8 protein-coding genes are annotated in these 13439 nt (G+C 67.8%); 3 read left to right on the top strand and 5 right to left on the bottom strand.

The annotated features are described in order from the left end of the window. Window positions 1–263: 263 nt before the first annotated feature. Genes ASD75_RS12075 through ASD75_RS12065 form a run of 3 tightly spaced genes read left to right on the top strand, consistent with a single transcriptional unit; the run spans window position 264 to window position 6172 of the window. Window positions 264–2114: a PAS domain S-box protein gene (locus tag ASD75_RS12075; RefSeq protein ID WP_056062435.1), complete on the top strand. Its 1851-nt coding sequence runs from the start codon at window positions 264–266 to the stop codon at window positions 2112–2114. Further along, entirely contained in the window at window positions 2111–2521 is a 411-nt protein-coding gene (locus ASD75_RS12070) for a response regulator (RefSeq protein WP_056062437.1), read from the top strand. The genes ASD75_RS12075 and ASD75_RS12070 overlap by 4 nt, the downstream gene beginning before the upstream one ends. Before the next feature lie 18 nt (window positions 2522–2539). Beyond that, on the top strand, window positions 2540–6172 hold the full coding sequence (locus ASD75_RS12065; protein ID WP_056745985.1) for an EAL domain-containing protein: 3633 nt from the start codon (window positions 2540–2542) through the stop codon (window positions 6170–6172). Between the two features lie 58 nt (window positions 6173–6230). Here the strand turns inward: ASD75_RS12065 and ASD75_RS12060 are convergent, their stop codons facing one another. The 5 genes from ASD75_RS12060 to ASD75_RS12040 form a co-directional block, all read right to left on the bottom strand. After that, entirely contained in the window at window positions 6231–7649 is a 1419-nt protein-coding gene (locus ASD75_RS12060; protein ID WP_056745983.1) for an ABC transporter ATP-binding protein, read from the bottom strand. Beyond that, entirely contained in the window at window positions 7646–8488 is an 843-nt protein-coding gene (locus tag ASD75_RS12055) for an ABC transporter permease (RefSeq protein ID WP_056745981.1), read from the bottom strand. Before ASD75_RS12055 ends, ASD75_RS12060 begins: the two co-directional genes overlap by 4 nt. Beyond that, entirely contained in the window at window positions 8485–9453 is a 969-nt protein-coding gene (locus ASD75_RS12050) for an ABC transporter permease (RefSeq protein ID WP_056745979.1), read from the bottom strand. Before ASD75_RS12050 ends, ASD75_RS12055 begins: the two co-directional genes overlap by 4 nt. Then, window positions 9450–11063 (bottom strand): ABC transporter substrate-binding protein, encoded by a 1614-nt coding sequence (locus ASD75_RS12045; protein ID WP_056745977.1) that lies wholly within the window; start codon window positions 11061–11063, stop codon window positions 9450–9452. The genes ASD75_RS12050 and ASD75_RS12045 overlap by 4 nt, the downstream gene beginning before the upstream one ends. Before the next feature lie 161 nt (window positions 11064–11224). Continuing rightward, on the bottom strand, window positions 11225–13336 hold the full coding sequence (locus ASD75_RS12040) for a TonB-dependent siderophore receptor (protein WP_056745975.1): 2112 nt from the start codon (window positions 13334–13336) through the stop codon (window positions 11225–11227). Window positions 13337–13439: the final 103 nt, after the last annotated feature.

The following is a 13439-nucleotide window of genomic DNA, read 5'->3' as shown; positions in this document are numbered from 1 at the left end:
TGTATGCAACGCCACAGATGGTGAGGCCCACTTTGTGCAGCAGTGCTATTGATCAGCCCCTGTTGCATGCTTTCCGATTCTTCCCACAACCTGCATGATCGCGCTGGCAATTCAGAGTTGGCTTTTTGAATCTTTCCCTCCTAAGATGGCCTGACGCTTCGGCATTGCTGGCATAAGCCTGATGTGTGCTTTGCAGAATGTGGCGAGCGTTGAAGGTCCCTGGAGCGCCTGACTCTCCAGGAAGCAGAAAGCGAGAGGGCTGCATGGCGACTGACTTTTCTGCCGGGTACTGGGAGCAAAACCCCGATGCATTGCTGGTGCTATCACCCCAGGGCGTGGTGCTGGAGTGGAACCCGGCGGCCGAGCTGATCTTTGGCTATTCGCAGGCCGAAGTGCAGGGGCGCTCCATCCTCGACCTGATCGTGCCCCAGGGCCGCGCACACGAAGAGGACCTTTTCCGCGCCGAGGCCCTGCGACTGGGCACTTCGGTGCAGGAGGCTGTGCGCCGCCGCAAGGACGGCTCGCTGGTGCATGTCAATGTATCGACCAAGGCCGTGTGCGATGCGGCCGGGCAGGTGCTGTACTTCTTGTCGAGCAAGAAGGATGTCACCCAGCTCAAGGTGCAGCGCGATGCCAAGCTGCTGGAGGCGCGGTTTCGCGACCTGCTCGAATCCACCCCCGACGCAATCGTGATGGTCAACGTGACCGGGCGCATCGTGCTTGTCAACTCGCAGGCCGAGCGCGTGTTTGGCTACCCCCGCTCCGAGTTGTTGGGCCAGGCGGTGGAGGTGTTGTTACCCCACCGCTACCGGGGTGCCCACCTGGGCCACCGCAGTGGGTTTTTTGGCCAGCCGCGCACGCGCACCATGGGCGCGGGCCTGGAGCTGCATGGCCTGCGCAAGGACGGTGGCGAGTTCCCGGTCGAGATCAGCCTGAGCCCCATCGACACCGAAGAGGGCACCATGGTGATGAGCGCCATCCGCGACATCACCGACCGCAAGCGCGCAGACCAGAAGTTCAAGGACCTGCTCGAGGCCGCACCCGACGCCATGGTCATCGTCAATCGCGAAGGGCGCATCGTGCTGGTCAACTCCCAGGCGGTCAAACTGTTTGGCTGGAGCCGCGATGAGCTGCTGGGCCAGCCCATTGAGTTGCTGGTGCCCCAGCGCTTCAGCGCCCGCCACCCCGACCACCGGCGCAACTTTTTTGCCGAACCGCGTACCCGCTCCATGGGCGCAGGGCTGGAGCTGCACGGTTTGCGCAAGGACGGCAGCGAGTTTCCGGTCGAGATCAGCCTGAGCCCGCTGGAGACGGAGGAAGGCCTGTTTGTCTCCAGTGCCATCCGCGATGTAACGGAGCGCAAGCGCATCGAGCAGGTGCTGCGCGACAAGAACCTGGAGCTGGAGAACGCAGCGCTGGTGAAAGACCGTTTTTTGGCCAGCATGTCCCACGAGCTGCGCACACCGCTCAACGCCATCATTGGCTTTACCGGCACGCTGCTCATGAAGCTGCCCGGCCCGCTCAATGCTGAACAGGACAAGCAGTTGCGCATCGTGCAGACCGGCGCCAAGCACCTGCTGTCGCTCATCAACGACCTACTCGATGTGGCCAAGCTCAGCGCCAACAAGGTCACGCTGAACCTGGAGCCCGTGGACTGCAAGACCCTGATCGAAGAAGTGTCTGCGACACTGGAACTGGAGGCGCGACGCAAGGGCTTGGCCTTTGCCGTGCATGCGCCGCCGGTGGATGTCTTGCTGCTCACCGACCGGCGCGCGCTCAGTCAGATTCTCATCAACCTCGTGGGTAACGCCATCAAATTCACGCAACAGGGGAGGGTGGATGTGGTGCTGCAGGAGTTGCTGCTGCCCACCGGCCGCGCCGTTCAGCTGCGGGTGCAGGACACCGGGCCAGGCATACCGCTGCAGGAGCAGCCCCGGCTGTTCGAGGCGTTTTCGCGGGTCGAGAGTGCGGACCGCCGCCACCATGAGGGCACAGGCCTGGGCTTGCACCTGAGCCGCAAGCTGGCCGAAGCACTGGGAGGCACCCTGGGTTTTGACAGCACCGAAGGCCTGGGCAGCACCTTCACTCTGCAATTGCCGGAGCCCCAGGCATGACAACCACCATCCATCCCGCCACCATTCTGGTCATCGAGGACGATGACGCAAGCCGCCTGCTGGTCACCTACCTGCTGGAAGCCGCTGGCCACCGCGTGCTGGCGGCCGAAAACGGTGCCGTGGGGCTGGACCTGGCCCTGGCCGAGAGTCCGGACATTGTGTTGTGCGACCTGCAGATGCCGGTGATGAACGGCTACGAGGTGGCTCGCGGCCTGCGCGCCAGCCCACGCTGGCGGGTGGTGCCACTGGTGGCGGTGACTGCGTTCTCAATGCCGGGCGACCGCGAGAAGGCCCTCGAAGTCGGCTTTAATGAACACCTGTCCAAGCCCATCACGCCCGAGACCTTTGTGCAGCAGATCGAGGCGTTTTTGGCTGGTGCCCACCCGGCTCCGCCCCAATCAGGTTGAATATCCAGCACGTACAGCATGGCAAAGATCCTCGTCGTCGATGACCTCCCCGCCAACCGCGCCCTGGTGGTGACCCTCATCGGGCACAGCGGCCACCAGGCGCTGGAGGCGGCTGATGGCGCCGAGGCGTTGGCCGTGGTCCGTGCCGAACGCCCCGACCTGGTGATCTCCGACATCCTGATGCCGACCATGGACGGCTTTGAGTTCGTGCGGCAACTGCGCTCTGAACATGGCCTGGCGGCCACGCAGGTGATCTTTTGCAGCGCCCACTATCACGAGGAAGAAGCCCTGCGCCTTGCCAAGGCCTGCGGTGTGACCCAGGTGCTGTTCAAGCCTTGCGAGCCGCAGGACATCCTGGCCGCCATCGAGCAGGCGCTCACGCAGATCCTCCACCAGCCATCGGTGGCGTTAGAGCACAGTTTTCAGACCCGCCACCTGCAACTGATGACTGACAAGCTCACCGGCAATATGGCCGAGCTGGAGGCCATGAACCGGCGCCTGTCCGCGCTGACCGATCTGAACCTGCAGCTGGCCTCCGAGCGCGATCCGCAGGTGCTGCTGGCCAATGTGTGCCGGGGTGCGCGCGAGCTGGTGGGTGCGCAGTACGCCGTGTTGTGCGTGGTGCGCAAGCACAGCGACGGTGCCATCACCTGCACCAGCGGCATGGAACCGGCCCTGCAGAACGGACCGCTCGATCTGCCTGTGGTGTCGCATGGACTGTTGGGGCAGCTGCGGGCCGAACGCCGCCCGCAGCGCCTGGTCAATGCCGGCGGCGACCCTGTAGCGCTCGGCTTGCCCGCAGGCTATCCCCCGGTGCACACGGCAGTGATCGCACCCATCGTGTCGTTGTCGTTCTCCTATGGCTGGCTGTGCCTGGCCAACAAGCTGGGGGCCGATGCCTTCAGCGCCGATGACGAAAAAGTCCTCGCCATCCTGGGCGCCCAGGTGGGCCGCATTTATGAGAACGGCAGTCTCTACCTGGAGATCCAGCAGCACGCCGACCAATTGCAGGTGCAGGTGCAAGAGCGCCAGCGGGCCGTGGATGCACTGCGTGCCAACAAGGCCAGCCTGCGCCGGGCCCAGGCGCTGGCCAAGATATCCCACGTCATCAGCGGGCCCGATGGCGCCTTCGAAAGCTGGCTCGATACCTTGCCCGACATGCTGGGCCTGGACGAAAGCGCCATGCCCCGCTCGGCCCGCGAATGGCTGGCACTGGTGCACCCCGACGACCGCGACATGTTCCGCCGCCATGCGCTGCAGGCCGCCCACCTGGGCGCGCGCATGGATTTCACCTACCGGGTCCTGCGTGGCGACGGCCAGCCACTGTACTTGCGCCAGGTGATGGAGCCGCTGGAGGACGAGGCGGGCCGTGGGGAGCTGGGCCGCTGGTTCAACACCATCCAGGACATCACCAAGGAAAAGCGCGCCGAGGAAGAACTGCACGAAAGCGACCGCCGCTTCAACGACATGCTCGACAAGGTCGAGATGATCTCGCTGATGCTTGACTGCGAAGGGCGCATCACCTACTGCAACGACTACCTGCTGCGCCTGACGGGTTGGCAGCGCGACGAGGTGTTTGGCCGCAACTGGTTCGATCTGTTCGTTCCACCCGAGATGGGCGATGTGCGCAGTGTTTTTGCTGACGTGCTGGCCGATCGGCCGTCGGCGTGGCACTACGACAACGAGATACTGACCCGCTCTGGCGGGCGGCGCCTGGTGCACTGGAACAACACCGTGTTGCGCTCGGTGGGCGGGCAGGTGACCGGGGTGGCAGCCTTGGGAGAAGACATCACGGCGCGCCGGGATGCCGAGCGGCGCATCAAGCGCCTCAACCGCGTGTACGCCGTGCTCAGCGGCATCAACACCTTGATCGTGCGCGTGCGCCAGCGCGACGAGCTGTTCCGCGAGGCCTGCCGTGTTGCGGTGGAGCACGGCCAGTTCAAGATCGCCTGGATCGGCCGCGTGGACCATGCCCTGCAAGAGGTGGTGCCGGTGGCGCTCGCCGGGGCCGGAGCGGAGTTCCTCATGCATGTGCGGCGCCGGTTGTGGCTCAGCGAAACCCCCAGGGAGGGCGAAAGCCTGAGCGCCAGCGTGGTGCGCACCCAGCAGGCCGCGGTGTGTGAAGACATTCAGAGCGACCCGCGCATTCTGGTGCCACAGGAGCTGGCTGCGCGCGGCGTGGCATCCATGGCCGTGTTGCCCCTGCTGGTGGCGCACGAGGTGGTGGGCGTGATCGCCCTCTTTGCAGACGAAGCCGGGTTCTTTGACGATGACGAGATGCACCTGCTGACCGAGCTGGCGGGGGACATCGGTTTTGCCATGGACCACCTCGACAAGGAAGAGCGGCTGAACTACCTGGCGTACTACGACGACATCACAGGTCTGCCCAACCGCACCCTGTTCCTGGAGCGCAGCGGCCAGCACCTGCGGCCGCGCGAAGGGGCCAAGGCGCTGCTCGGCATGGGGCTCATGGACATCAGCCGGTTTCGGTTCGTCAACGACACCCTGGGGCGCCAGGAGGGGGACGAACTGCTCAAGCAGGTGGCGCAGCGGCTGCAGCAAGCGGCGGGCGACGCGTACGACGTGGCGCGCATTGGCGTCAACAGCTTCGGCATCGCCGTGACCGATGCGCGTGACGCGGGCGCGGTGGCGCTGGCGCTGGACGGGTTGATGCGGGCCTGTTTTGGTACCCCCTTTGTGCTGGGCGGCACCGAGCTGCGCATGGCCGCCAAGGCCGGTGTCGCGCTGTACCCCATGGATGGTGCCGATGCAGAGACCCTGCTGCGCAACGCGGAGGCAGCCCTCAACAAGGCCAAGGCCTCGGCCGACAGCCTGCTGTTCTACACCTCGGAGATGAACACCCGCGTGGCGGAGGCCCTGAGCCTGGAAGGCCGCCTGCGCGACGCATTGGAGCAGGGCCAGTTCGTGCTGCACTACCAGCCCAAACAGCACCTGGCCACGGGTGCTATCGCCGGGGCCGAGGCCCTGATCCGCTGGAACGACCCCCGCCGGGGGCTGGTGCCACCCGCGCAGTTCATCCCCATTCTGGAAGAAACCGGCCTGATCTACGACGTGGGTCGCTGGGCGCTGCGCCAGGCCCTGGCCGACAACCTGCGCTGGCGCCAGGCGGGGCTGGCGCCCCTGCGGGTCGCCGTCAATGTGTCGTTCTTGCAGCTGCGGCACCGGGGCTTCATTGCCGAGGTGCGCGACGCCGTGTCCCACGACGCAGGGGCGGCCGCTGGGTTGGAGCTGGAGATCACCGAAAGCATGGTCATGGACGATGTGCAGCACAGCACCGCCAGCCTGCATGCGCTGCGCGAGATGGGCATCACCATTGCCATCGACGACTTCGGCACAGGTTTCTCGTCACTGAGCTACCTGGCCAAACTGCCGGTCGATACGCTCAAGATCGACCGGTCCTTCATCCTGAACATGGCCTCAGGCCCGCAGGGCGTGGCGCTGGTGTCCACCATCGTCAACCTGGGGCACTCGCTGGGCCTCAAGGTAGTGGCCGAAGGTGTGGAGACCGAGGACCAGTCCCGGCATCTGGCGCTGCTGGGTTGCGACGAGATCCAGGGGTATCTGCTGAGCAAGCCGGTGCCTGCCGAGGTGTTTGAGGCGCAGTTTCTTCAGTCAGCGGTGGCCGATTGACAGAGCATGTCTTCGGCATGTTTGCGCTTTAGTCCACAACGGGCTGTCTGGTCATCTGTTAAGGCGATTCGCGCATATGCAGCGTGTGCGTTGCAACGACATTTGCCAGCGCCTCATCATGGGTGACCAACACTAAAGCAGCCCCGGATTCGTGTACGGCATCTAGCAGTACCTGTATAGCCTCTTGCTGCGTGATCGGGTCCAGGCGCGAGGTCGGCTCATCGGCAAACAGCAGCGCCGGTTGCGCCACCAGCACGCGCGCCAGCGCAATGCGCTGCAGCTCGCCGCCCGACACTTGGTCGGGCCTGCGCGCCAGCAGGTCCTCGGGCACGCGCAGTTGGGCCAGGCGCTGTTGCACCGCCTTCCAGTTGCAGCGGTGCAGGCGGGCGGCATCGCGCAGCGACTGGGCCAGGCTGATGTGTGGGGCAAACGAACTGACCGGGTCTTGGTAGAGCTTTTGGAACGCATGCGGGCGCAGCCGGGCGCTGCGCTCCACACGACCTGTGTCGGGCGCCACCAGGCCCAGCAGCACATTGCCCAGTGTGCTTTTGCCGGTGCCGCTGGGGCCTTGCACGGCGATGCGTTCGCCGCTGTGCAGCGTCAGGTCCAGCGGCGCAAACAGCTTCTGCGCACCATAGGCTTTGGAGATGCCATGTGCCTGTACGACGGGTTCCCCCAGCGTGGGCTCGGCAAACGGCAGCCAGTGGGCCGGGTCGGCCTGAAGCAGCTGGCGGGTAAAGGCGTGCTGCGGCGCGGCGGCCACGGTGTGGATGTCGCCTTGCTCCACTGCCTGCCCGTGGCGCAGCACGATGACCTGGCCGCCCAGCGCCTGCGCCACCTGCATGTCGTGGGTGATGGTGAGCAGGCAGCCGCCTGCCTGCAGCACCCCCCGGAACAACTCCACCATGCGGCCGCGCCAATGCGCGTCCAGGCCCTTGGTGGGCTCGTCCACCATCAGCACCGGGGCGCCCCCGGCCAGGGTGATGGCGGCCACCGCGCGCTGGGCCATGCCGCCCGACAGTTGCCAGGGGTAGTGGCTGCCTGCGCCGCCCAGGCCCGCAGCGCCCAGCACCTGTTCGGCCTTGGCGCTGGCGGCGCTGGGGGGCTGCTGGTGCAGCAGGCGGTACACCTCGGCCAGCTGCGGTGCCACGCGGGCCAGGGGGTTGAGCGCCAGCGAGGGCTCTTGCGGCAGCAGCGCCAGCTTGCGGCCCCACAGGGCGCGGCGCGCGGCGGCGTCCTGGGCGCGGGTGGTGGCGCCATCCAGCGTGATCTGGCCCGTGGCCTGCAGCGCAGGCGGCAGGTTGCCCATGATGGCCTGGGCCAGCAGCGACTTGCCTGCGCCGCTTTCGCCCACCAGGGTCAGCGCCTCGCCCGGCCGCAGGCTGAAGCCGATGTCGCGCAGCAGCCGCTTGCCGCCCACCTGGATGCCCAGGCCCTCCACGACCAGCAGGGCGTCAGATTTCAAAGGCGTGGTCATGCGGTCTCCCGGTCGGGGTTGAGCAGCATCATCGCGGCCACCAACCACACCAGCAGGGCGGTGGGGGCGGCAATGAGCCACGGGGATTCTTCGTAGTAAGGCATGGCCTCGGTCATCATCAGTCCCAGCTCGGGCGTGGGCGGCTGCATGCCCACACCCACAAAACCCAGCGCGGCCAGCGCCAGCACGGCTTGCGATGTGGTGAAGGCCAGCAGCGTGCCCAGCGTGGGCGCGAGCGCAGGCAGCAGGTGGCGGCGCAGCACGTATCCGCGCCCAAAACCCAGCAGGCGCGATGCCTGCACCGCATCACCTGCCAGCACGGGCCGGGCCACCGCGCGGCTCACGCGGAAGTATTCGACCCACAGCGCCGCCGACAGGCCCGCATACAGCGCCCACAGCGCTCCGGGCGCCAGGGCCGCGATCAGCAGCACCAGCAGCAGGCCGGGGATGGCGAGCACCGAGTCCGACAGCATGAGCAGCGCCCGCTCGGTGCGCCCGCCGCGCCACGCGGCGACGATGCCCAGCAGCGTGCCGGGCACGGCGGCGCTCACGGCCGCCAACAGCGCCATGCCCAGCGACAGCTGTGCCGCATGCGCCAGCCGCGCCAGCGCCGATCGGCCCAGCACATCGGTGCCCAGCCAGTGCTGGGCGCTGGGGGGCGCCAGGGTGTTGCGCAGGTCTTGCACCACCGGGCTGGCGCCCACCAGCCAGGGGCCGAGCAGGGCAAACAGCGCCAGCAGGCCGAGCATGGCTAGGCCCAATGTGGTGCGCAGCGGCCAGCGGGGCTGGGCCACTACGGCGCCTGTGGGCGATGAAAGGGTGGAAGGCACGGCACTCATGCAGCCACCTTTTGTGTGTGTCGGGGGTCCAGCGCCAAACACGTCGTATCCACCAGCAGGTTGAACACTACAAACAGCACGCCCATGCACAACGCCGTGCCTTGCACCACGGGGATGTCGCGCCCGAACACGGCGTGTACCAGCGCGTGGCCAATGCCGGGCCAGGCAAACAGCGTCTCCACCACCAGCGCGCCCTCCACCAAGAACAACGCCTGCACGCCCAGGTAGGCCGTTACCGGCACGGCGGCATTGCGCAGGCCATGGCGCACCAGCGCCTGCCAGTCGGTCAGGCCCTTGGTGCGCGCAAATTCGAAAAAGGGCGATACCACCACCTCGCGCATCGCGGCGCGGGTCACGCGCGCCAGCCCGGCGGCCAGACCCAGCCCCAGCGTGAGCGCGGGCAGCACCAGGCTGGTCTGGCTCTCGTCACCGCCCGCAGGCAAAACGCCCCACTGCACCGCCACCAGCAGGATGAGCAGCACCGACAGCAAAAACGGCGGCAGCGCGCGCAGCACCACGGCCATCAGCCAGCTGGCCTTGTCCACCCAGCCCTGGGGCCGCAGCCCGGCCCACACGCCCAGCGGCACACCCACGGCAAAGGCAATGGCCAGCGCGGCAGCCGACAGGCGCAGCGTGGCGCCCAGGTGGTGCGTGACCTCGTGCCACACCGATCGCTGTGACGCCAGCGACTGGCCCAGGTTGAACGTGGCCATGTCGCGCCACCAGTGCAGCAGCGCCAGCCAGCCGGGTCGGTCCAGCCCCAGCTCCGCGCGCACCGCGTCGGCGGCAGCGTTGCTCACCAGGTCATAGCCATAGCGGCCCGCCGCCACGCGCATGGCCAGGTCGCCCGGCAGGGCGCGCACCATCAAAAAGCACAGCGTGCCGATCAGCAGGGACACGGCGAGCACCTGCACCAGCCTGCGGCCGAGCAGGGCGGCCCAGGGTTTTGAAATCAAGGGGTTCATGGGTTGTTCCACTCCATGCCGGTCAGGCGGTAAGAACGCTCCAGCGGGTCCAGCGTGACGCCCGCCAGCCGGGGGGCCACGGCCACATGCTGGCGGTACCACGCCACGGGGATCACGGGCAGCTCCGTTTGCAGGGTGTGCGTGATGGATTGCCGCAGCGCGCGCGTGCGCTCGGGCGGCGTCTGGGTGCGCGTCAGCTCTTGCAGGGCCTGCACCACGGTGTCGCTGTGCCAGCCCATGGCGCCCCAGTCGCCGCCCTGGGCGGCAAAGTCGCCCGCCAGCGTGCCTGTGGGGTCGGGCACGTTGGCGTAGTTGCGTGCGGCCAGGGCCAGTTGCAGGCTGCCGTCGCAGTGGCCCCGGGGCACGTCGCCCGAGTTGCCAATGCTCACCTTCACTGCCATGCCCGCCAGCCGCCATTGCTCCTGCAAGGCGGTGGCAATCAGCGGCAGCTCGGGCCGGTCCACAACGGTGCGGATCACCAGGTGCAGCGGCTGGCCCTCGGCATCGCGCAGACCGTCGCTGTGGCGCTGCCAGCCAGCGGCCCGCAGCAGGCGTGCGGCGGCTTCGGGGTCGTGCTGCAGCGGGGGCAGGTGCGGGTTGTGCCACGCGCCCAGCGTGGGCGGCAGCAGCTGCGTGGCGGCCAGCGCCTCGTCGCCCATCAGCGCCAGGGCAATGCCCGCGCGGTCGATGGCCAGGCTCAGCGCCTGGCGCACGCGCACGTCGCGCAGCGCGGGCAGGCCCGCATTGAGCTTGACGATGACGGTGCGCGGCAGCGTGACCGAGGCAATGCGCACTGCGGTGCGGCGCGCCAGAGCAGGGTTTTGGGCATGGCGCTGCAGCCGCCGCAGGCTGGCCGGGTCCAGCCCATAGGCCAGGTCGGCCTGGCCGCTCTCCGCCATCAGCGCGCGGGTTTCGGCACGGCTGGCGGCCAGGTAGCGCACGGCGGCAATCGCGGGGCGCGGGCCGTCGTAGGCATCAAACACCACCGTTTCGACCTGCTGCGGCGGCACCAGCACCGCAACGCGATAGGGGCCGCTGCCAATGATGCTGCGCACCTTGCCGTCGGCCCCATAGCTGGCCGGGGCCAGCACCATGGTGCTGGAATGCGCCAGCAGCGCGGGCAGGGCGGTATGGGGGCGCTGCAGGCGCATGAGCACCGTGCCTTCGTCAGGCGCGGTGATGGACTCGATGGGCGCCTGGCTCAGCAGTGCGGGCGCCACCTGCGCGGCCTGCAGGCTACGCACCACGGCGGCGGCAGTCACAGGTGTGCCGTCGTGAAAACGCGCCCCGGGCCGCAGCTCAAAGTGCCACACCAGCCCATCCGCCGACCGGCGCCAGAGCCGCGCCAGCGCGGGCCGTGGCTGGCCATCGTCTGCAGCGTCCAGCAGGGTTTCGGTGACCTGCAGGCGTGTGAACACATAGCCGCTGCTGGCGGGCGCCAGGCCGCTGATCTCCCACGGGCCGACGATTTGCAGCGGTGAGAGGGCGGAAGCGGGTGGTGCGCCCTGCGCCGAGGCAGCGGGCAGGGCGCCCGCCGCCAGCGCGGCCACGGGGGCCTGCAAGGCGCGGCGCCGCGTCAGCGGCCTAAGAAAAGTCGAGGAAGTGTTCATTTTTCAGTTTTCCATAGCCCTGCGCGTTCGCCGCAACCGACGAAACTGGCGCTGCCAAAGACCAGTGCCCCCGCGCAAGGGCCGCCCCGCCGCGCTGGGGGCGTCCCCCTCCCGCGTAGCGAGAGAGGGGGAAGGCGCGAAGCGACTCAGGGGGTGCTTCATCAAAACTTCGCCTGCAGCCCGACGGTGACTGTGCGCGCCGCCCCCGGCGCCACCCACACGCGGCTGTACGAGCTGGTGTAGTGCACCTTGTCAAACACGTTGTCCACGTCCAGCGACAGGTTCAGCGTGGGGCTCAGGCGCCAGTACGCCATCAGCTTGGCCGTGGTGTAGCTGGGCAGTTCAAACGCAGCCGTGCCCGCATTCGCCTCGGCCTGCGTGCGGGCCTGGCCCAGGCGTTTGCCCATGTGCGTCATGCCACCGCCCACGCCGTAGCGCTGGCCGTTGGCCAACTGGTTTTCGTACACCGCCAGCACGCTGCCGTTCACACGAGGCACGTTCAGCAGGCGGCCGCCCACCTCCAGCGTGTTGTCGCGGGTCACTTCCACGTCGTTGATGACCAGGCTGGCATTTACGCGCCAGTGGGTGTTCAGGCGGCCGGCCAGGTCCAGTTCCAGCCCCCGGCTGCGCACCTCGCCTGCAGCGGCGGAGAAGCCCGCGTTCAGCGGGTCGCTGGTCAGCACATTGCGCTTGGTGATGTCGAAAAGCGCCGCTGTGGCGCCCAGGCGCTGGTCGGCGCTCTCCCACTTGGCGCCCAGCTCTAGCGCACGGGATTTTTCGGGATCAAAGCCATTGCCCGCCACATTGCTGCCCGTGTTGGGGCGGAACGAGCTGCCCGCATTGGCATACACCGTCCACCCCGGCGTGGGCAGCCAGCTCACGCCCAGGCGCGGCGACACGGCCGAGGGGCTTTGTGCCGTGGTGCGGTTGGTGATGCGGTTTTGCAGGCTCTGGTCGTAGTTGTCGGCCCGCAGCCCGGCCATCACGCGCCACTGCTCACCCAGCTTGAGGGTGTCTTGCACATACAGCGCGGTGTTGCGCTGCTTCTCCAGTGTGTCGGTATTGCGCCCCGGCGTGGGCTGCGCCTGGCCGTACACGGGGTTGAAGATGTCGATGGCATACGGCGCCGTGGCGCTGGGGTTCACCCGCAGCATCACCGAATCCATGCTGAACCGGTAGCTCTCCACCCCCACCAGCAGCTCATGCTCCAGCCCGCCCGTGCGCAGGGTGCCCTGCAGCTCGGCCTGCACGGCCACATCGTCCGACTGGAAGTCGCGGTACCGCCGCTGGCGCGTCAGCGTGCGGCCATTGGCCTGCAGCGCCGTGGCTTCGGTCGAGAAGCCTTCCATCCCCGTCTCGCGGTACGACAGCCCCACGCGGCTGCGCCAGTCGGGGTTCCACTCGTGCGACAGCACCAGTTGGTGCGTCTGGTTGGTCACCGTCACATCGCCATCGGCAGGCTCGCCCAAAAAGCGGCTGGCGGGCACCGCGCCCAGACGGTTGTTGACCGCCACCACGCCCCGGTCCAGCGGCGTGGCGTGGCGCAGAAATTCAGCCGTGTACTCCAGCACCGTATCGGGCGAGAGCTTCCAGGTGATGGCCGGGGCCACCACCTGCCGCTGCGCGCGCACATGGTCGCGAAAGCTGCCCTTGTCCTCCACCGCCACGTTCAAGCGGTAGGCCAGCCGGTCGCTGATGGGGCCCGTGGTGTCCAGCGCCGCCCGGCCCAGGCCGTAGCTGCCCGCATAGGCCTCCACCGAATGGGCGGCCTTCCACAGCGGCTTCTTGCTCACGATGTTGAGCGTGCCGCCGGGCTCGCTGCTGCCATATAGCGCGGCGGCGGGGCCCTTGAGGAACTCCACCCGCTCCACCCCCGCCAGGTCACGCGGCGCGTTAAAACCCCGGTTGGACGAAAAGCCGTTGAGCAGCGTCGCCATGCCCGTGTTCTCGTTGCCCGGCAGGCCCCGGATGGCGATGTTGTCCCACAGCCCGCCAAAGTTGTTCTGGCGCGAGACCCCGCCCACATAGTCCAGCACATCATCCAGCCGCGTGGCGCCCAGGTCGTCCAGCGTCTGGCGCGACATCACGCGCACGGACTGCGGCAGCTCGCGCAGCGGCAGGCTGGTCTTGGCGCCCTCCGCTTCGTCGGCGTAGTAGGTGCCCGAGGCACTGCGGCCCACCACGTCCACGGCAGACAAGGTGGGCGGCGTGACCCCATCGCCGTCTGCGGCCCAGGCGGGGTGGAGGGAGGCTAGCAGGGCGGCGGTAGCCATGGCCGTCAAGGTGGGGCGTGGCAGGGCGGCAGGGCGTGAAGAAGAAACAGAAGCAGAGGAAGAACGCATGGCAAACCAGTCCAAAAGCGGTGAATGCAAAAGC

This window comes from Acidovorax sp. Root568 (assembly GCF_001427445.1).
GTDB lineage: Bacteria > Pseudomonadota > Gammaproteobacteria > Burkholderiales > Burkholderiaceae_C > Acidovorax > Acidovorax delafieldii.
Note: the sequence above shows the minus strand (reverse complement) of the source record. Positions and strands in the feature narration are given on the sequence as shown.